Origin of the sequence: Pseudoalteromonas sp. SR43-2 (genome assembly GCF_014163885.1) — a bacterium.
GTDB classification, from domain to species: Bacteria; Pseudomonadota; Gammaproteobacteria; order Enterobacterales; family Alteromonadaceae; genus Pseudoalteromonas; species Pseudoalteromonas distincta.
This window is the reverse complement of the sequence record NZ_JACJED010000004.1, coordinates 232,234-252,585: the sequence shown is the minus strand read 5'-3', so window position 1 is coordinate 252,585 and position 20,352 is coordinate 232,234. Positions and strand designations below refer to the sequence as shown.

The following is a 20,352-nucleotide window of genomic DNA, read 5'->3' as shown; positions in this document are numbered from 1 at the left end:
GTGCAATTTAAAGATAGAATTACGCTCGCTTTTAGTGGTGCATCGGGTGCGCCTTATGGGCTTAGGTTACTTGAAGTATTACTAGAGCAGCAATTTCAGGTCTACGTTCTCATTTCAAGTGCAGCACGCGTGGTGCTTGATACAGAATCAAATATTAAGCTCTCTGGTAATGAAGATAAAGCCACAGAGCAGTTAAGTACGCTGTTTAATGCCAAACTTGAACAGCTAAAAGTATACGGTAAAGATAACTGGTTTAGCCCTGTGGCTTCGGGCTCTGCTGCTCCTAAAAAAATGGTAGTATGCCCATGTAGTGCCGGGTCGGTTTCTGCAATTGCAGTGGGGGCGTCTGATAATTTATTAGAGCGCGCCGCTGATGTGGTAATTAAAGAACGCGGACAGCTCATTTTAGTGCCTCGCGAAACACCATTTAACGAAATTCATTTAGAAAACATGCTTAAGTTATCTCGTTTAGGGGTAACAATTATGCCAGCCGCACCTGGTTTTTATCATAAGCCACAAAGTATCGAAGACTTAGTTGATTTTATGGTGGCGAGAATTTTAGATCATTTAAACATTGAGCATAACCTAACAAAACGTTGGGGTTATGGTGAGGGTAAGTAATGAATAAGCAAAATATTGCTTTAAATATAGAAGGCCTTACCAAGGTTTATAAAAATGGTGTTGAGGCAATTAAAGGCGTTGATTTACAAGTTGAAGAGGGCGATTTTTTCGCTTTGCTTGGTCCAAATGGAGCCGGTAAATCAACCACTATTGGTGTTATTTCGTCACTTGTTAATAAAACAAAAGGCAAGGTAGAAGTATTTGGCTGTGATATTGATACTGATTTAGAAGCTGCAAAAGCGCATTTAGGCTTAGTGCCGCAAGAATTTAACTTTAGCCAGTTTGAAACGCTTAGCCAAATACTGGTTAACCAAGCCGGTTATTATGGTGTGCCACGTGGCGAAGCCCATAAACGTGCTGATAAATACCTAGCACAGCTGGGTTTATTAGAGAAAAAAGACAAGCAAGCACGTACGCTTTCAGGCGGAATGAAACGTCGATTAATGATTGCACGCGCCCTTATGCACGAGCCAAAATTACTTATACTTGATGAGCCAACAGCGGGTGTAGACATAGAACTTCGTCGTTCAATGTGGGATTTTTTACGCCAAATAAATGAGCAAGGCGTTACTATTATTTTAACCACACACTACCTTGAGGAAGCTGAGTTACTGTGTAAAAACATAGCGATTATTGATTCTGGTCGAATTGTTGAAAACACCACCATTAAAGCGCTGCTTGCAAAACTTGATAAAGAAACCTTTATTTTAGATTTAAAAATGCCAGCAAACCCTGTCACGCTTGAAGGTTATAAGTTTACGATGACGGACGATCATACTGTTGAAGTAGAAGTCGCTAAATCACAGGGCTTAAATGCGGTATTTAGCGCATTAACAACCCAAGGAAATACAGTATTGAGTATGCGAAATAAAGCAAACAGACTAGAAGAGTTATTTGTAGGATTACTAGAGCAAGGGCGGGGCGAATAAATGTTTAAATATGGCGTAGCCTTAAAGAGTTTATGGATTAAAGAGTGTATTCGTTTTTTACGTATCTGGGTACAAACCTTAGTGCCGCCAGCAATTACGATGAGCTTATATTTTGTTATTTTTGGTAACTTAATTGGTTCACGTATTGGTGATATGGGCGGCTTTAGTTATATGGAGTTTATTGTACCTGGTCTTATAATGATGTCGGTTATTACTAATTCCTATTCCAACGTAGCCTCTAGTTTTTACTCAACAAAATTTCAAAAAAGCATTGAAGAGCTTTTAGTTGCACCAGTGCCTAATTACATCATTGTACTGGGTTATATGGGCGGCGGTATGACGCGTGGTATTATGGTGGGCTTTATAGTTACCTGTGTATCGTTGTTATTTGTTGATATTCAAATTCATAATATTTTTGTAATTATGGCGACCGTTATTTTAACCTCAGCTGTGTTTGCTTTAGGTGGTTTAATTAATGCAATTTACGCAAATAGCTTTGACGATATAAGCATTATTCCCACCTTTATACTAACGCCATTAACTTACTTAGGCGGTGTATTTTATTCAATAACGTTATTGCCAGAATTTTGGCAAAACGTATCGCAAATAAATCCTATTATTTACATGGTAAATGCATTTCGCTATGGCTTTTTAGGTGTGTCGGATGTTGATTTAAGTGTAGCGCTAGGTGTTATTTTGGTGTTTATTACGGTGTTATTTACTTTAGCGCTAACTTTAATTAAAAAAGGTGTGGGGCTAAGACACTAATGAGTGATGCAAATTCACGTAGTATTGTATCTAATCAAGCGGGTATTCACGAAAAGCTTGATGAAATAGTAAATAAGCACTTAGAGGCTGAGTTTAAAAAACCGATTGCAGCGCATACTCAGGCCGCATTTGATGAAGTAAACGCTAAAGTACAAGCCTTTAGTGGTCCGCTTATTTTGGACTCGTGTTGTGGCGTGGGTGAAAGCTCAGCTAACTTAGCTAAGCGCCACCCTGACGCACTTATAATTGGTATTGATAAATCTTCGCACCGATTAGATAAGCACGATGTTGAATATAAGCAAACCGACAGTGGTCAGTACATCTTAGTGCAAGCAGATTTAAATGACTTTTGGCGTTTAGCGGTAGCCGCCAATTGGCAACCTACGCACCATTATTTGTTGTATCCAAACCCGTGGCCTAAATCTAAGCATATTCGTAGGCGCTGGCATGGCGCAGCTATTTTTCCATTTATCGTTAAGTTAGGTGGAAAATTAGAAGTGCGCAGCAATTGGGATATTTACGTTAAGGAGTTTGCTCGGGCGCTTGAATTAACAGGCAACCCTTGCGATGTAACACTTTATGAGTCAGACGATGCAATTACGCCTTTTGAGCGTAAATACTGGGCCAGTGGCCAGCAAAGCCACCGACTCGTTATTAACTTACCTAGGGCGTGTTGACCTTTCGTGATTGATTTTGCAGCAGCATAAAGACCAAACATGTGCTGCCCTTTGGGTTCTTTCTAGGGACGATTAACTCTTTGTTGCTCAGTTTTTACTTGCCCACTAGATTACAAACCTCGCGCCGCGATTTAATCGCCCCTAGATTGAACAAATTTCAATCCACAAAGATCAACACGCCCTAGTCAAAGTAAGTTAAAGTGCTAATTCTTCTGTAACCGTATTAACATGTGGCACTGGGTGGGCAAAATAGTTGCCTTGCATTAGTGTCACATTCGCCTTTTTAAGTGCGGTTACTATGGTTGTATTTTCTACCGATTCTGCCATTAATTGTAAACCAAGTTGATTAGCAAAGCTGGCTATATGCTCAATAAACAAGTAGATATCTTTGTCATTCACTATTTGCTTTATTAGTGCGCCATCTAATTTAATACCATCTACTTCAAGCTTAAGTACGTTTGATATATTTGAATAACCACTACCAAAGTCATCAATAATAACCTTAACGCCTTTCGTTTTAACCATTCCAATAAATGCTTTTACTTCAGAGAAGTTGGCAATAGCTTGGGTTTCTAAAAGCTCTAATGTGATATTACCTGGATGCGGGTAGCGCTTAAGTTCGTCCGCAATAAACTCACTTAAATTAGGATCGAGCATATCTTGTGCTGTTATATTTAAACTCCAGCAAATATCGGTTTTTCTAAAGCGACTAACACATTGTGAAAATATAGTACGGGTAAGTATTCCGTCCATTCTTGAGCGGGTAACAACATTTAAAAATGCATCAGGTTTTAATACTTCCCCTTGCGCTGTTACCATTCGAGCTAAACATTCGTATTGAACGACCTTATTGGTATTTGTGTCAATAATGGGTTGAAAGTAAGGCACTATACGATTGTTATCAAACGCTTCTCGCACTTCTTTAGCCATCTCTACATTGTATTGATATTGCGTTTTTACATCGTGTAGCGCTTTTGAGTAGTTAACTACACTATGCCTGCCTTGTTTAGCTTGCAGCGCTGCTATATGAGCGTTTTCAAGTAGTAGCGATTTATTACCACTGGCAATACCTGCACATAGGGTTATGTAGATAAAAGGGTCAGTTAATACCGGTGTATTAAAGTTATATGTTTTTACGAGGTCGGTAAATTCGTCATTACTCATTTCCTTAGGCGCGAGTAATACTATTTTATTTGTTGCTAGTCTGTATATATGGCAATGCGTAGAGCTTCTAAGTTTAAAGTGAATAAGTAAGTTTTTCATTACCTTGTCACCCACTTCAGTGCCATAAAAACTGTTTATATCTTCTATTTCATTAACCCAAATAACGGCTAATTGCATGTGATGTGCATTACTTTTTTTAATAAAGTACTCAAGAGCAATATGATTTGAAAAACCAGTACTTGAGTCAGTTGCTAAAGACCGTTTTAGTAAATAAATATATATGGCGGCAACAAGTATCGCGATAAAAAAGAAGAAGCTAGCCATTGCAGCAGCTTTTGATACGCTTTCTTTAAGTTTCTCGTTTAAGTCATAAATAGTTATATCGGCACCCGTTAAATAGGTATTGCCGTTAATTGGGTCAACGTAAGGAATAAAAATTGTTTTAAAGTGGCCCCACTGATCGCTCGATATTTCAAATACTGGCTCTGTTGAATAAAAAGCACTTATATTTGCATCGGTAGCTTCAGGGTAGAGATCTAAAAATTGAGTTACCTTGCCATTATTCTGATCGTCTTGCGTGTAGCTTGATGAGCTAAAAAGCACCTTACCGTCTTTTAAAATCATTGAATAGACATAAGCAATATCAAGTGCTTGAGCAAATTCAGAGAGTTGTTTACTTTTATCTTGATAGTAAGAAAAACTTATATTATCGCCTTGATTAACCGCACTTAAATAATCGTCACCTAAAATATGTTTAACGCTGGTGGCGGCATTAAGTAAGCGATTATCAACTGACTGCATTATTTCAGCACGCGTGGTTTGGTAAGTGTAGTAAACGTAGGTTAGCAAGCTTATTAAAAACAAGCTAAAGCCTGCCACTATCCAACTAACTTTGACTCTTCCTTCTGGCATATGTGTCCCTTTTTTGTTATCAAATTTATTATACCCAAAATAAGTAAATGCCCAATAAATAATTAGGTTTGGTAGAGTTTTAATTAAATTATCATTTTTTTGTCATCGCTTTGATTGCTTTTATAGGTTTAAACGAGACATTTTAGTTATATTGCAGTAAAGTTAGCGCAATTTTTAAAGAAACACGATTGCTCCAAATGTCCTAATAAGTAGGCGTTTTTGATGGGTAAGCGCGTGTTTTAGCTACACACACTAGGTATTAAGATGGATCAAAAGCGTTGTGCCGTCGCCTCTAAAGAAAGCCTTAAGCGTATATTTACTGTACCTGAAGCGCCAGACTCAACTTTAAGCAAAATCGAGCTTGAAATTTCGAGTAATTTAGCAGGTTTTCTAAACGAAAATATAGCGGCAATTGAAAAACCATTACATGAAATAGAAAAAGATTTTCAATCGGCAGTGATCCCAGAAGATCCAACGTTTGTCTCTGCTTATGCCCAAGACATAATGGAGCAACTTGTTGCACATTCTGTGCATACAGCTGCGCCTAGTTTTATTGGTCACATGACCTCTGCCTTGCCGCACTTTTTATTACCGCTGTCAAAATTGATGGTAGGGCTAAATCAAAATCTAGTAAAAATAGAAACATCTAAAGCGTTTACGCCTCTTGAGCGTCAAGTGCTTGGGATGATGCATCATTTAGCTTATGGGCAAGAAGACTCATTTTATTCTAAATGGATGCACAGTGCTAAAACCTCATTAGGTGCATTTTGCTCTGGTGGTACGGTTGCTAATATTACAGCGCTTTGGATTGCGCGAAACCGCTTATTAAAACCTGATGGCGATTTTAGAGGTATCGGCGCACAAGGCTTAATTGCCGGTATACTGCATTACGGTTATAAAGGTTTAGCGGTATTAATATCAGAACGCGGGCATTACTCATTAGGTAAATCGGTTGATTTACTCGGCATTGGTCGCGATAACTTAATTGGTATTAAAACCTGCGAAAATAATAAAGTCGATGTAACAGCTATGCGTGAAAAAGCACGTGAGCTTGAAGCGCAAGGCATTAAAGTAATGGCGATTATTGGGGTCGCGGGGACAACCGAAACCGGTAATATTGACCCACTTGATGAAATGGCCGACTTAGCACAAGACATTAACTGCCATTTTCATGTAGATGCTGCATGGGGGGGAGCGACCCTTTTATCGAGTACGCACCGTCCTTTACTAAAAGGGATTGAGCGAGCAGATTCAATTACCATCGATGCACATAAACAAATGTATGTACCAATGGGAGCGGGTTTGGTTTTATTTAAAGACCCCGCTGCAACTGATGCAATAGAGCATCACGCTGAGTATATATTACGTAAAGGTTCAAAAGACTTAGGTAGCCACACGCTTGAAGGCAGCCGACCGGGTATGGCAATGTTAGTACACGCTTGCTTACGTGTTATTGGTCGCAAAGGTTACGAAATGCTGATTGATCGAAGCATCAAAAAAGCACATTACTTTGCTGATTTAATTAAGGCTGATGAAGACTTTGAGCTTATTTCGGAGCCTGAGTTGTGCTTATTAACGTATCGTTATGTACCTAAGCAAATTAAACAAGCAATAGCCGATGCAGATGCTGCAACTCGGTTAGATATTTTTGCTTCACTGAACCGTTTTACTGCCAGTATGCAAAAGCGTCAACGCGAGTCTGGTCGCTCATTTGTATCACGTACACGCTTAACGCCTTCTAAATACGACAATCAACCAACGGTTGTATTTAGAGTGGTTCTTGCTAACCCGCTTACCTCAGGCGCTATTTTAAAAGAGATATTAGCTGAGCAAAAAGAGTTGGCTGCAACAGATCCGGTATTCAAAAAATACTTGAGAAAGTATATGTAATCTAAATACAAAAAAGGGTCCATAAGGACCCTTTTTTAATATCAAAGAATGGTTAATGTAAAATACGTGCTCTAATTGTACCCTCAACAGCGCTCAGTTCTTTAAGTGCTACTTCAGATTGATCTGTATCAACATCAATAACTACATAACCAATAGATGCGTCTGTTTGTAGGTATTGCGCAGCAATATTAATACCGTGCTGTGCAAACGCTTGGTTAATTTGCGTTAGTACACCCGGGCGGTTGTGGTGTACGTGTAATAAACGGCTACGATTAGCAAGCTCAGGTAGCGATACTTCAGGGAAGTTAACCGCAGTAATAGTTGAGCCATTATCTGAATATTTAGCCAATTTACCCGCTACTTCAATACCAATGTTTTCTTGCGCTTCTTGTGTAGAACCACCAATGTGCGGCGTTAAAATAACATTGTCGAATTGGCGCAGTGGCGATACAAATTCTTCATCGTTAGATTTTGGCTCAGTAGGGAACACATCAATTGCTGCACCACTTAGTTTTTTCTCTGTAAGCGCTTCTGCAAGGGCATCAATATCAACAACAGTTCCGCGTGATGCATTGATCAAAATAGACCCCTGCTTCATAACTGCAAGTTCTGCTGTACCAATAAGGTTTTTAGTTTGCGGTGTTTCTGGTACATGTAAGCTAATAATATCAGAGCGTTGTAACAGCTGAGTAAGGTTATGAACTTGTGTTGCATTACCCAGTGATAACTTATCTTCGATATCGTAAAACTCCACGTTCATACCGATATTTTCAGCCATAATACCTAGCTGAGTACCAATGTGACCGTAGCCAATAATACCTAATGTTTTACCACGTGCTTCAAACGAACCATTTGCAGTTTTTAACCAGCCACCACGATGAGCCGCTGCATTACGCTCTGGAATACCACGTAATAAAAGTAGTATTTCGCCAAGTACAAGTTCAGCAACCGAACGAGTATTAGAAAATGGAGCGTTAAATACAGCAATACCACGTTCGCGTGCTGCATCTAAGTCAACTTGGTTTGTACCAATACAAAAACAACCAATAGCAACTAGCTTTTCAGCTGAGTCTAATACGGCTTGGTTAATATGAGTACGAGAACGAAGTCCTACAAAGTGAACATCTTTAATGCGCTCTTTAAGCTCGTCCTCAGGTAAGGATGTTTTAACGTAGTCGATATTGCTGTAACCGTTACGTTTTAGCGTTTCAACAGCGCTTTGGTGAACACCTTCAAGCAAGAGAATTTTAATTTTGTCTTTTGCTAACGATACCTTACTCATAACCTCATCCTATTTAATTTGTGGCCCATTTTTGGTACCGATAATCACTTTATCAGCACCTCGCATCGCAAATAGGCCGTTGGTAACTACGCCAACAATTGAATTTATTTGTGTTTCAAGTTGTTTGGCATTGGTAATTTTTAAGTTAAATACATCTAATATAACGTTACCATTATCGGTAACTACGCCTTGGCGATAAACAGGGTCACCACCAAGTTTTAATAATTCTCGTGCAACGTAGCTGCGCGCCATTGGAATAACTTCTACCGGAAGCGGGAAGTCGCCCAATGTATCTACCAGCTTTGTGTCATCAACAATACACACAAACTGTTTTGCAACTGCTGCTACTATTTTTTCACGTGTTAGCGCTGCGCCGCCGCCTTTAATCATTTCGTTTTGAGCGTTTATTTCGTCAGCGCCGTCAACGTATACATCTAAAGCATCAACGTTATTAAGTTCAAACACTTCAATACCTAACGCTTCCAAACGTGCAGTTGACGCTTCTGAGCTTGATACAGCGCCTACAATAGTGTCCTTTACTGAGCCAAGGGCATCAATAAAGTGATTAACAGTAGAGCCTGTGCCGACACCTACAATGGTGTTTTCTTTTACAAACTCGAGTGCTGCCCAGGCAGCTGCTTTTTTTAATTCGTCTTGTGTCATTGCTTTGTGCTCATGTATGTCAGAAATATGCGGTTAGTAACCAAAATTAAATGTTACCAACAGTATGTTTTATCTGGGGTGATAATGGTTTTAAGTGGTACGTCCCATGACTCGATTGGTAGAGCATCAACTTTTTGACATTCATGTGCAAGGCCAATTAGTTGCGGTTTTTGCCAATTTTGTTCATGTAAACGCGCCAATGTCCGGTCGTAAAACCCACCTCCCATTCCTAGGCGATTACCTTGTTTATCAAATGCAACTAATGGCATAAGGAGGTAATCAAGCACTGGTAATGGGCATATTTGAGAGCAGTTCAGCTTAGGCTCCAAGATACCATAGCGATTTGCCCTCATGGGTGAGTTTTTCTCATAGCGCTGAAATAGTAAATTAGCGCCATTGAATGGGTGTATTATAGGTAGATAAACAACGTGGTTTAAGTTCCATAATTCTTTAATTAACAATGAAGTGTCTAGTTCTCCGTCGTTACTTAAATAAATGGCAATATGCTTTGAATTCGTTGTATTTTCGCTTTTTAAGTGTTGAATAAAATTCATTTTTAGCGATTGCGCAGCAATTATTTGCTGATTATTTGACAAGTTTTTACGGGTGTTACGAATTTCAGCTCTTATTTGTGCGCGTTTATTGCTCATTAAACTAATTAGCCATTTTTAAAAAGAGAATAAATCGGGAAAAATTAAAAAAACAGCCAGTACGACTAGCAAAATGGTGGCAGTTGCAATCAATGAATATAAAAGTAAGTTACTGCGTTTTTTAGAAGGTGCTAAATCCTCATCTAGCATTAGGTCGTCATTTTGCCATTCGTCTACACTTTCGTCTGGTGTATTTAATTGAGCTTCAGGAAGGCGTTGCTCTAGCTCATCTAGCTTTTCTTCAAGGCGTATTAAGCTGCTAGTGATGTAATCAAGTGCATCAAAAATACGTTCATCACGTTGGTTGTTATTTGCAGCTGCGGGGGAGCTATTTTGAATCTCATTTGAAACAGCTTGCAGCTTACTTTTAATACCTAGGCTTGCTAATAACTTAGTCTGTTTTAACGCTTTGTCTTTATCGCTTGGCGCAAACAGCGGCTTACCTTTAAAAAAAAGAGCTACTTTTTCATCTGACGTTTTTAATTTTGCAGCTAAGTTTGCGCACGCTGTTTTTATGTCAACGTTATCGGCAAGTCCTGCAAATATAACGCGAAAGTTATCGGCCATTTAACTATCCCTAAAGCTTTTATAATGAAATGAGTATATACCTAAAGTACAAAAGAATTCGAGGTCGATTTTATAGTTATTTTGTAGACGCACTACAAACAATGTAACTGATAAGTTTTAGATACAAAAACGGCCCTATTAAGGGCCGTTTTTAATTTTCTTCAACACTTTTTGCTTAAAGGCCAGCGGCTGCACGAAGTGCATCAGCTTTATCTGTACGTTCCCAAGGGAATTCGTCACGACCAAAGTGGCCGTAAGCCGCTGTAGGAAGGTAGATAGGGCGCTCTAAATCAAGCATTTGAATTAAGCCGTAAGGGCGCAGGTCAAAGTGTTCACGAATAAGCTCGATTAAACGGCTTTCTTCTAACTTGCTTGTACCAAACGTTTCAACGCTGATAGATGTAGGCTCTGCAACACCGATTGCGTAGGAAACTTGTAATTCACATTTATCAGCAAGGCCAGCCGCAACTACGTTTTTAGCAACGTAACGTGCAGCGTATGCAGCTGAGCGGTCAACTTTTGATGGATCTTTACCAGAGAAAGCACCACCACCGTGACGAGCCATACCACCGTATGTATCAACGATGATTTTACGACCTGTTAAACCACAATCGCCCATTGGTCCGCCAATTACAAAGCGACCCGTTGGGTTAATGAAAAATTTAGTCGCGCTTGTAATAAGCTCTGCAGGAAGTACCGGCTTGATGATAGTTTCCATCACCGCTTCTACTAAATCTTTTTGCGAAATGTCTTCGCTGTGCTGAGTAGATAGTACTACTGCATCAATACCTACTGGCTTACCATTTTCGTATGCAAAAGTAACTTGAGATTTTGCATCTGGACGTAACCAGTTAAGCTCGCCGCTTTTACGTACTTGCGCTTGGCGCTGTACTAAACGGTGTGAGTAAGTAATTGGCGCAGGCATTAGCACTTCTGTTTCGTTACATGCGTAACCAAACATAAGACCTTGGTCGCCAGCACCTTGTTCTTCTGGGCTAGTACGGTCAACACCTTGGTTAATGTCAGGAGACTGTTTACCAATAGTGTTTAAAATTGCACATGAATCGGCATCAAAGCCCATGTCTGAATGTGTGTAGCCAATTTCACGTACTGTTTTACGTGTAATTTCTTCAATATCAACCCATGCGCTAGTAGTGATTTCACCACCAACCATAACCATACCTGTTTTTACGTAAGTTTCGCACGCAACACGGGCATGAGAGTCTTGCTCTAGGATAGCATCAAGTACCGCATCAGAGATTTGATCGGCGATTTTATCCGGATGACCTTCAGAAACTGATTCAGAAGTAAATAAATGTTTTGCCATTGTATTTCTGCTCACAAATATTGCGCTTCACAAACGTCGGTATTAGCGCTAAAAAATTAAGGGGCGTATTTTATCGAAAACAAAACACCTTGCATAGTGTTTTTACGCCTAGACGTCTAAATAAAATTACTAATAACTTTTTGGTCTTAAAAAATATTCATAATGCCTCACTTTTATAGGGTTTTTAATTGCACACAGCCCCCACAATAAGTAAGAATGGTCGATATAAACAAACCCAAGTTACTTGGGTGCATAAACAAACACATAAATACCCGCGCAAATACACATAAAGGTAGGAGAATTCATGCCATCTCGCAAAGAACTTGCAAATGCTATTCGCGTCTTGTCAATGGACGCAGTACAAAAGGCCAAATCTGGTCACCCTGGAGCCCCTATGGGCATGGCTGATATCGCAGAAGTATTATGGCGCGATTATCTAAAACACAACCCAACAAATCCAGAGTGGGCTGACCGTGACAGATTTATTCTTTCAAACGGCCACGGTTCAATGCTTATCTATTCTCTATTGCATCTAAGTGGTTACGACTTACCACTGGACGAAATTAAAAACTTCCGTCAAATGCATTCTAAAACACCAGGTCACCCTGAATATGGCTATGCACCAGGAATCGAAACTACTACGGGTCCATTAGGTCAAGGGATCACAAATGCCGTAGGTATGGCAATTGCTGAAAAAGCGCTAGCTGCACAGTTTAACCGTGAAGGTCACGATATTGTTGATCACTTTACCTATGCATTTATGGGCGATGGCTGCCTTATGGAAGGTATTTCTCATGAAGCTGGTTCACTTGCAGGCACATTAGGTCTGGGTAAACTTGTTGCATTTTGGGATGACAACGGCATTTCAATCGATGGTGAAGTAGAAGGTTGGTTTACAGATGACACGCCAGCTCGCTTTAAAGCATACGGTTGGCATGTAATTAGTGGTGTTGATGGCCACGACAGCGATGCTATAAGTGCTGCAATTGCAGAAGCTAAAAGCGTTACAGATAAACCATCACTAATTTGTTGTAAAACAATTATTGGTTACGGCTCACCTAATAAATCTGGTAGCCACGATTGTCACGGTGCACCACTAGGTGATGACGAAATTAAAGCGTCTCGCGAATTCTTAGGTTGGACTGGCGATGCGTTCGAAATTCCTGATGATATTTACGCACAATGGGATAGCAAAGAAAAAGGTCAGCAGCTTGAATCAAGCTGGGACGAAAAGTTTGCAGCATACGCAAAAGCATACCCAGAGCTTGCAGCTGAATACAAGCGTCGTATTAATAACGAACTGCCTGGCGATTGGGCTGAAAAATCTCAAGCGTACATTGAGCAATTACAAGCAAACCCAGCAAACCCAGCGTCTCGTAAAGCATCACAAAATGCATTAAACGCATTTGGTCCGTTATTACCAGAATTTATGGGTGGCTCAGCCGATTTAGCAGGCTCAAACTTAACAATTTGGGATGGCTCTAAAGGTTTAACACACGACGATGCAAGCGGTAACTACATTTACTACGGTGTACGTGAGTTTGGTATGTCGGCAATTATGAATGGTATTGCCCTTCATAAAGGCTTTATTCCTTACGGTGCTACGTTCTTAATGTTTGTTGAATATGCAAAAAATGCCGTACGTATGGCTGCATTAATGAAGCAACCAAGCATTTTTGTATACACGCACGATTCAATCGGTTTAGGTGAAGATGGTCCAACTCACCAACCAGTAGAGCAAATTGCAAGCATGCGTTTAACGCCTAACTTATACAACTGGCGCCCATGTGACCAAGTTGAGTCGGCAATTGCATGGCAACAAGCTATTGAGCGTAAAGACGGTCCAACATCGTTAATCTTTACTCGCCAAGGTCTTGAGCAACAAGCGCGTGACGCACAGCAATTAAGCGATGTTAAAAAGGGTGGTTACATCCTTAGCTGTGACGGCAATCCTGAAATTATTTTCATTGCGACGGGCTCTGAAGTGCAACTAGCACAAGATTCAGCAACTGAGCTACGCAGCCAAGGTAAAAAGGTACGTGTTGTATCTATGCCATGTACTGATGCCTTTGAAGATCAAAGCGCAGAGTACAAAGAAAGCGTATTACCGGCATCTGTTACACGCCGCGTAGCAGTAGAAGCAGGTATTGCTGACTACTGGTACAAGTACGTAGGTCTAAATGGCGCAGTAGTAGGTATGACTACCTTTGGTGAGTCAGCACCTGCTGGCGAGCTGTTTGAGCACTTTGGTTTTACAGTGGAAAACATTGTAAGCAAAGCAAACGAGCTTTTTTAATCGCTTTGATCAAATAAAGTAAGTAATTGAAAAACCCGCACATGTTGCGGGTTTTTTTATGCCTTTACATGAAGCAACTTCACCTTGAACAATGCTGCTTTTCTTGCAAGAAAGTAAGCTATCAGGCAAGGTAGTGCGATAAAATTTATAAACAAAAATCTTAAATTAATAGCAGGAGCTAAAAATGCCAAAGTTTGATAACGTAAGTGTAGTAAAAAAAGCCAATGTATATTTTGACGGAAAAGTGTCGAGCCGTACCGTTATTTTAGGTGATGGCGAAGCGAAAACGTTAGGTTTTATGCAACCAGGTGAGTTTGTTTTTGATACAAACCAAAAAGAGTGCATGGAGCTTTTAGCTGGCCAATGGGATATTTTATTACCAGGGGCAAGCGAATGGAAAACATTTAACGCAGGTGAATCGTTTAATGTTGATGCAAATGTAAGCTTTAAAGTAAAAGTATCTGATTTTGCTGACTACTGTTGTTCGTACACAGATTAATCAGTACAGCTAGACGTCTGAAAGCCCATGCACTATGGGCTTTGCATAAACTTTGCGCAACGCATGATTTAAATCACCAAAAACCGCAAATAAACCTCAAATATCTCTCTTTTTTCCTTGTGTTAATCTAAATAGCCCCCAATACTATTTATGAGGTAACAAATAAAAGGATACCCTATGAAAATTAATCTTTCTGGTCACCATGTTGAAGTTACTGACTCTATTAGAGAGCACATCAACGAAAAATTTTCAAAAATCGAGAGCCATTTTCCATCGCTTATTGCACTCGATATTATTTTGTCTAAAGAGCATCATAAAATCCAAGCTGAAATTAGCACTAATTACGAAGGCACGCGCATATCGGTAAAAGGGGAAAACGAAGTTATGTACCCTGCCATTGCAAGCGCAGCTAAAAAACTCGATGCGGCACTAAAACATCGAAAAGGGCAGATAAAAGCAAACTTACACGAAAAGCCTGTTAGCACTACACCTGAAATCGCACACGAGATCATCCAAGAGATGGATCTTAAATAAAATTTAGTCACAAAGTATTGTAAAAAAGAGCCGTATGGCTCTTTTTTATTGCCTGTAATTTAGGTAAGTTATGCGTTCTTGCAGTTTATTAATTATAAAAATTAATAAAAAGAACACACAACACACATATTTTGAGAAATTAATGCACACAACAAAAGCAGTATGGAAGTCTCGACTAGGTGCGCTTGGACCCGGAATACTCATGGCAACAGCCGCTATTGGCGGTTCTCACTTAGTTGCCTCTACGCAAGCTGGGGCAATATTTGGCTGGCAATTATTTTGGCTTATCCTCGTTGTTAATGTTTTAAAGTACCCGTTTTTTCGTTTTGGTATGGAATACACACTCGCTACTAAAAATAGCCTAGTGGAGGGTTATAAAAGCAAAGGTCCGTTTTACTTTTATAGCTTTATCGGTTTAAACATTGTAGCTGCTGTAGTTAATACCGCCGGTGTATTACTGCTTACCGCAAGCTTACTGCATTACGCCCTGCCTATTGTTATTGAAGTAACCTTGCTTTGTTGGATGCTGCTCGGGGTATGTTTAGTTATATTGCTACTTGGGCACTTTAAAGCGCTAGATAACGTTGCCAAAGACATTATGGGGCTGCTTACGCTCGCTACTTTGATTGCCCTTGCCATTGCATTTAGTAACGGCCCAATGGCACCTGCTGATTATATAGGGCCTTCACCGTATGAAGTTGCCATGCTTAGCTTTATGGTGGCTTTAATGGGCTGGATGCCAGCCCCTATCGAAATATCTGCATTAAGTTCTTTATGGCTAAAAGAAAAACAAGCGCAGCAAACAGTTTCTAAAAGCCAAGGCCTGTTCGATTTTAACGTAGGTTACTGGCTTACAGCTGGCTTAGCCTTAGTATTTTTTAGCTTAGGTGTATTGGTACAGTATGGGCAAACTAGCAGTATAGAACTCGGCGGTGTCGCGTTTGCCAAGCAGCTTATTGATATGTACGCATTAACAATAGGCGAGTGGGCAAGACCGCTGGTATCAGCAATCGCTGTTTTATGTATGTTTGGCACCACACTCACCGTGCTTGATGGCTACGCCCGCACGCTTAACGAATCTAATAAACTACTTGGCTTTAAGCAATCAAAACACAGCCTAAATATTTGGTTAATACTACAAGCACTTGCCGGTATGGCGGTTATTTTATTTTTTAAATCAGCCCTTGGTCCCATGCTTACGTTTGCGATGACACTTTCATTTGTTACAACACCTGTTTTTGCATGGCTTAACTTTAGCTTAGTGCGCTCAGAGCCTGATATTACACACAGCGTGTTACTGAGCTGTTTAAGTTGGTTAGGTTTGGTGTATTTAGTTGGTTTTGCAGTCGCATTTGTAGTGTGGAAACTAGCAGCCTAAATTAAGCTGCGTAAACATAAGCACTTTAAACTAATGCTTTGGCAACGTCTTTATTAAGCTTTGCTAATTTTTATTGGTAAGTTTTAGTTTACAAGGAGGAAGCTATGAAATTTGATATGTCTGTTTCAGACAATTATGCATCATATTTTGATGATCAAAATGGAAGCCATATCTTTATAGATAGTTTTGATAATACAAAATTTGAAATGCGAATCGGGAGCTTAGATAATTCGAAATCAGTCGGTAGCGTTATAGCTTCTAATGATGGTGAATTAAATATAAGGTTATTGGGACTTTATATTAAGTATATTAATACTCTAAAATTAAACGAGGTATAAATGGATATTCGAGTAGGCGAGCTTTCAAACCCACACGTTATAAAGCTACTACAAGCGCATCATAACGATATGCTAAAACATTCGCCTGTTGAGAGTGTGCATGCACTTTATGTGAGTAAACTCACTCAGCCCGATATAACTTTTTATAGCTTATGGATTGATAATAATTTAGCGGGTGTTGGCGCTTTAAAAGCACTAAATGCGACCGAAGGCGAAATTAAATCAATGCGCACATCAAGCAGCTATTTACGTCAAGGTATAGCCGCTAAGTTACTCTCGCATATTATTGAGCAAGCAACACTGCGAGGTTATAAAAAGCTAAGCCTAGAAACCGGAACAGCAGAGGCATTTTTGCCCGCACAAAAGCTTTACACTCAATTTGGTTTTAAAGAATGCGAACCCTTTGGTGATTATGAGCTAGATCCGTACAGCTTGTTTATGAGTAAAGCGCTTTAAAAGTGAGAGTGGGGAGATTATGAAATACAAAATTGAACATACCGCTCCAGTATTAGACGCATTTGCAAATTTACGCACACAAGTAAAGTGGCAAAACCCTGACGATAAAGCATTAAAAGCAAGCATCGAAAACTCACTTTTTTGGGTTGCCGTATATGATACTGATAAGTTGATAGGCACTGGTAGAATAATCGGTGATGGCGCAATGTATTTTTATATTCAAGATGTAATTGTTGCGCCAAGTTATCAAAAACAAGGCATAGGTCATTTAGTTATGACCCACATTGAAAACTACCTAAACAACACCTGCTCTAATGGCGCTACTATAGGTTTATTAAGTGCTCACGGTAAAGAAAGCTTTTATACTCAATATGGTTATGTAAAACGCGATGGCGATGGTTTAGGGCTCGGAATGTGTAAGTTTATTGAGTAAATAAGCGTCTACAGAATAAATTAAATGATTTTAATATAATAACTTAACTGGATAAGAAGAATATGGAAGTTAATAAATTTGATTTGAGTAGAGTAATTCCAGCAGAAATAAAGCGAGAGATTCGTCAGCAATGTGGATTCGGTTGTGTTATTTGTGGATTAGGAATAATTCAATATGAACATGTAGATCCTGAGTTTAAAGATGCAAAAAAACATGACCCGGCTAATATGACCCTCCTATGTCCACAATGCCATTCAAAGGTAACTACAAAAATGTGGTCAAAGTCACGTGTAAAATTAGCAATGCGGATGCCAAAGTGTTTACAACAAGGTTACTCTAATGAGTTTTTTGATTTCCCAGAGCGTAATCCTTCTTTAATTTTTGGTGGTGTAAAGTTAAGCAACTGTAAAATCCCTATTCAAGTTGCAAATTACCCATTATTTCAATTAAAAAAACCTGAGTACTTAGGTCAACCATTTTTGCTATCTGGTTTATTTACAGACTCTAATGGAGAAGTCTCACTAGAAATTAAAGATAATGAGTGGAAAGCTAATTCTTCTCTCTGGGATGTAGAAGTTAAAGGCCCTTGTATAACTATTAGAGAAAGGCATCGAAAAATACATCTTGTACTAACTATCACTGAGCAGTGTGATATTTTGGTTTCGCGTCTGGATATGGTTTTTGCAGGCTTCTATTTTGAAGCTAATGGTGATTATCTAAAAGTAACCTTTCCTGATGGAGGTTCTTCAGAGTTATCTGGATGTGTTGCAGATAATTGTAATGTTGGTATTTCTTTTTGATGTAAATAACTAAAGCTACTATTACTTTTTAAATTGATGATTCAAACTACTTTAATACAAAAAGAGCTGAGTCAAACTTTAACTCAGCTCTTTTATCGCTCTACTTATCCCATCTAAGCTCAGCGCATACATGCGATTGTTCATTAGCTCTTTTATAAAGCCAATCGATTGATAGTACGGCCAGTGTTCAACGGGTTGTGGGTTGAGCCAAGCGACTTTATCAAAGTGGTTTGTTACACGTTGCAACCATGCACTGCCGGGCTCTTCGTTGTAGTGTTCTACGGAGCCGCCAGGGTAGGCTATTTCATATGGGCCCATAGTGGCATCGCCTACAAATATTACTTTGTAGTCGCTAGTGAACTTGTTTATGAGCGTCATGGTGTCTATTACGTTTGAATGTCGGCGCGCGTTGTCTTGCCAGACGTGCTCGTATAAACAGTTATGAAAGTAGTAAAACTCTAAGTGTTTAAACTCGCTGTGGGCTGCGCTAAATAATTCTTCGCAGGTGTGGATGTAGTCATCCATTGAGCCGCCAATATCAAACAGCATTAATACTTTTACTGCATTGTGGCGTTCGGGTGCCATTTTTACATCAAGCATGCCGCCTTGTTTTGCAGTAGCGCGAATAGTCTCGTTTAAATCAAGCGTGTCGCTTGCGCCTGTGCGGGCAAACTTACGTAACTTTTTAAGGGCGAGTTTAACTGTGCGCGAACTAATTTCTCTGTCGGTGTCGAGGTTTTTGTATTCTCGTTTGTCCCACACTTTTACTGCTTGGCGGTTACGGTTGCCGTCTTGCCCAATACGCACGCCTTCTGGGTTATAGCCGTATGCCCCAAAAGGTGATGTGCCGCCAGTACCTACCCATTTATTACCGCCAGCGTGGCGTTTTTGTTGCTCTTCTAAACGCTCTTTTAGGGTTTTCATAAGCTCATCGAGCCCGCCCATAGCTTTAAGTTGGGCTTTTTCTTCATCGCTTAGGTTTTTTTCAAACTCTTTACGTAGCCAGTCTTCAGGTAAGTTGTGCTGTTGCTTTAAACTCTCGAGCAAATCAAGATCGGCAATACCGCTAAAGTAGTCGCTAAAGGCTTTATCAAATCGGTCAAAGTGCGTTTCGTCTTTTACCATTATGGTGCGTGCTAAATGGTAAAAAGCGTCTACGTCGGCAAATATAACGCCTTTTTTTAAGGCGTTTATTAAATCGAGTAGTTCTCGAAGGCTCACCGGTAAACGGTATTCACGCAGTTTGAAGAAAAACGCAATCAACATATTAACGGCGGCTCATAAAGGCTAATTTTTCGATTAGGCTTATGTCTTGCTCATTTTTAAGTAAAGCGCCGAACATGGGCATTAAACCGCCTTTTTTAGCTTTGTCGTGCAGTGTTTTAGCGTCTATGTCTTCAGCCATTAAAAGCTTTAACCAGTCGAGTAATTCGCTGGTGGAGGGCTTCTTTTTAAGGCCGTTTGCTTCGCGCAGGTTAAAAAACACTTCAAGTGCTTGGCGTACTAAATCCTGTTTAACGTTAGGGTAGTGCACGTCAATAATTTGCTGCATTTCATCGCTGCTAGGAAAATCAATATAATGAAAAAAGCAGCGGCGTAAAAATGCGTCCGGCAATTCTTTTTCGTTATTTGATGTGATGATTACAATAGGGCGCTCTTTTGCGACAATGCGCTCGTTAGTTTCGTAAACATGAAACTCCATTTTATCAAGCTCAAGTAGTAAGTCGTTTGGGAACTCTATGTCGGCTTTGTCTATTTCATCAATTAATAGTACTGGGCGTTTGCCGTTAAGCTCTGCATACGTAAATGCCTGCCAAAGCTTACCTTTAACGATGTAGTTACTAATGTTGTGTACGCGCTCGTCACCTAGTTGGCTGTCGCGCAGGCGCGAAACCGCGTCGTACTCGTATAAACCTTGCTGCGCTTTAGTAGTCGATTTTATATGCCACTGAATAAGTGTGGTATCTAGGCTTTTAGCCAACTCCTCAGCCAGCATAGTTTTACCTGTGCCAGGTTCGCCTTTAATTAAAAGTGGTTTTTCGAGCATAATGGCAGCATTTACAGCTTGTTTAAGCGCGCTACTCGCTATGTAATTGTCAGTTGAATTAAATTGCACGGTGTACCCTTGTCTGGTCTGAGCAGTAAGTTATTTTGTTATAATGCCATAG

General features: G+C 39.8%; 21 protein-coding genes. 13 read left to right on the top strand and 8 right to left on the bottom strand.

From position 1 onward, the window contains the following. The 4 genes from H5120_RS05340 to H5120_RS05325 are packed head-to-tail and all read left to right on the top strand — an operon-like array spanning position 1 to position 2,995. On the top strand, positions 1-621 hold the full coding sequence (locus H5120_RS05340; protein ID WP_182673816.1) for a flavin prenyltransferase UbiX: 621 nt from the start codon (positions 1-3) through the stop codon (positions 619-621). Next, positions 621-1,550, top strand: coding sequence for an ABC transporter ATP-binding protein (locus H5120_RS05335; protein ID WP_024595485.1), 930 nt, complete (start codon positions 621-623; stop codon positions 1,548-1,550). Before H5120_RS05340 ends, H5120_RS05335 begins: the two co-directional genes overlap by 1 nt. Continuing rightward, complete coding sequence (locus H5120_RS05330) at positions 1,551-2,318, top strand: ABC transporter permease (protein ID WP_002961025.1); 768 nt, start codon at positions 1,551-1,553, stop codon at positions 2,316-2,318. Continuing rightward, positions 2,318-2,995 (top strand): tRNA (guanosine(46)-N(7))-methyltransferase TrmB, encoded by a 678-nt coding sequence (locus H5120_RS05325; protein ID WP_182670784.1) that lies wholly within the window; start codon positions 2,318-2,320, stop codon positions 2,993-2,995. The genes H5120_RS05330 and H5120_RS05325 overlap by 1 nt, the downstream gene beginning before the upstream one ends. A gap of 195 nt (positions 2,996-3,190) precedes the next feature. On the opposite strand, the gene H5120_RS05320 is transcribed toward H5120_RS05325, so the two are convergent. Next, positions 3,191-5,071, bottom strand: a complete 1,881-nt coding sequence (locus H5120_RS05320; protein ID WP_033020723.1) for a GGDEF domain-containing protein — start codon at positions 5,069-5,071, stop codon at positions 3,191-3,193. Between the two features lie 264 nt (positions 5,072-5,335). Between H5120_RS05320 and panP the strand changes: the two genes are divergently transcribed. Further along, complete coding sequence (gene panP / locus H5120_RS05315; RefSeq protein ID WP_182673815.1) at positions 5,336-6,961, top strand: pyridoxal-dependent aspartate 1-decarboxylase PanP; 1,626 nt, start codon at positions 5,336-5,338, stop codon at positions 6,959-6,961. A 52-nt stretch (positions 6,962-7,013) separates the two neighbouring features. Here panP and serA read toward each other — a convergent pair whose 3' ends face one another. From serA to metK, 5 genes are all read right to left on the bottom strand, one after another. Further along, positions 7,014-8,243, bottom strand: a complete 1,230-nt coding sequence (gene serA, locus H5120_RS05310; RefSeq protein WP_024595232.1) for a phosphoglycerate dehydrogenase — start codon at positions 8,241-8,243, stop codon at positions 7,014-7,016. Positions 8,244-8,252: 9 nt separating this feature from the next. Further along, positions 8,253-8,906, bottom strand: a complete 654-nt coding sequence (gene rpiA / locus H5120_RS05305) for a ribose-5-phosphate isomerase RpiA (protein WP_002958979.1) — start codon at positions 8,904-8,906, stop codon at positions 8,253-8,255. Positions 8,907-8,959: 53 nt separating this feature from the next. Continuing rightward, on the bottom strand, positions 8,960-9,556 hold the full coding sequence (locus tag H5120_RS05300; protein WP_182673814.1) for a 5-formyltetrahydrofolate cyclo-ligase: 597 nt from the start codon (positions 9,554-9,556) through the stop codon (positions 8,960-8,962). Positions 9,557-9,574: 18 nt separating this feature from the next. Beyond that, positions 9,575-10,123 carry a hypothetical protein gene (locus tag H5120_RS05295; RefSeq protein ID WP_182673813.1) on the bottom strand — a complete coding sequence of 183 codons (549 nt, stop codon included), beginning with the start codon at positions 10,121-10,123 and terminating at the stop codon, positions 9,575-9,577. Positions 10,124-10,298: 175 nt separating this feature from the next. Further along, entirely contained in the window at positions 10,299-11,450 is a 1,152-nt protein-coding gene (gene metK, locus H5120_RS05290; RefSeq protein WP_002958976.1) for a methionine adenosyltransferase, read from the bottom strand. A gap of 304 nt (positions 11,451-11,754) precedes the next feature. Between metK and tkt the strand changes: the two genes are divergently transcribed. The 8 genes from tkt (at position 11,755) to H5120_RS05250 (ending at position 18,184) form a co-directional block, all read left to right on the top strand. Beyond that, on the top strand, positions 11,755-13,746 hold the full coding sequence (gene tkt / locus H5120_RS05285; RefSeq protein ID WP_182673812.1) for a transketolase: 1,992 nt from the start codon (positions 11,755-11,757) through the stop codon (positions 13,744-13,746). 184 nt (positions 13,747-13,930) lie between these two features. Further along, on the top strand, positions 13,931-14,245 hold the full coding sequence (locus tag H5120_RS05280) for a pyrimidine/purine nucleoside phosphorylase (protein ID WP_002958974.1): 315 nt from the start codon (positions 13,931-13,933) through the stop codon (positions 14,243-14,245). A gap of 177 nt (positions 14,246-14,422) precedes the next feature. Next, positions 14,423-14,779, top strand: a complete 357-nt coding sequence (hpf, locus tag H5120_RS05275) for a ribosome hibernation-promoting factor, HPF/YfiA family (protein WP_007376058.1) — start codon at positions 14,423-14,425, stop codon at positions 14,777-14,779. 202 nt (positions 14,780-14,981) lie between these two features. Further along, complete coding sequence (locus tag H5120_RS05270) at positions 14,982-16,157, top strand: NRAMP family divalent metal transporter (protein WP_182673832.1); 1,176 nt, start codon at positions 14,982-14,984, stop codon at positions 16,155-16,157. Between the two features lie 104 nt (positions 16,158-16,261). Further along, on the top strand, positions 16,262-16,495 hold the full coding sequence (locus tag H5120_RS05265) for a hypothetical protein (protein WP_182673811.1): 234 nt from the start codon (positions 16,262-16,264) through the stop codon (positions 16,493-16,495). Further along, positions 16,496-16,951 (top strand): GNAT family N-acetyltransferase, encoded by a 456-nt coding sequence (locus tag H5120_RS05260; RefSeq protein WP_182673810.1) that lies wholly within the window; start codon positions 16,496-16,498, stop codon positions 16,949-16,951. A gap of 19 nt (positions 16,952-16,970) precedes the next feature. Next, positions 16,971-17,384: a GNAT family N-acetyltransferase gene (locus H5120_RS05255; protein ID WP_182673809.1), complete on the top strand. Its 414-nt coding sequence runs from the start codon at positions 16,971-16,973 to the stop codon at positions 17,382-17,384. 62 nt (positions 17,385-17,446) lie between these two features. Then, entirely contained in the window at positions 17,447-18,184 is a 738-nt protein-coding gene (locus tag H5120_RS05250) for an HNH endonuclease signature motif containing protein (RefSeq protein WP_182673808.1), read from the top strand. 78 nt (positions 18,185-18,262) lie between these two features. Here the strand turns inward: H5120_RS05250 and H5120_RS05245 are convergent, their stop codons facing one another. Together H5120_RS05245 and H5120_RS05240 are read right to left on the bottom strand one after the other, a co-directional pair. After that, positions 18,263-19,450: a VWA domain-containing protein gene (locus tag H5120_RS05245; protein ID WP_182673807.1), complete on the bottom strand. Its 1,188-nt coding sequence runs from the start codon at positions 19,448-19,450 to the stop codon at positions 18,263-18,265. Position 19,451: 1 nt separating this feature from the next. Further along, complete coding sequence (locus H5120_RS05240; RefSeq protein WP_024610526.1) at positions 19,452-20,300, bottom strand: MoxR family ATPase; 849 nt, start codon at positions 20,298-20,300, stop codon at positions 19,452-19,454. Positions 20,301-20,352: the final 52 nt, after the last annotated feature.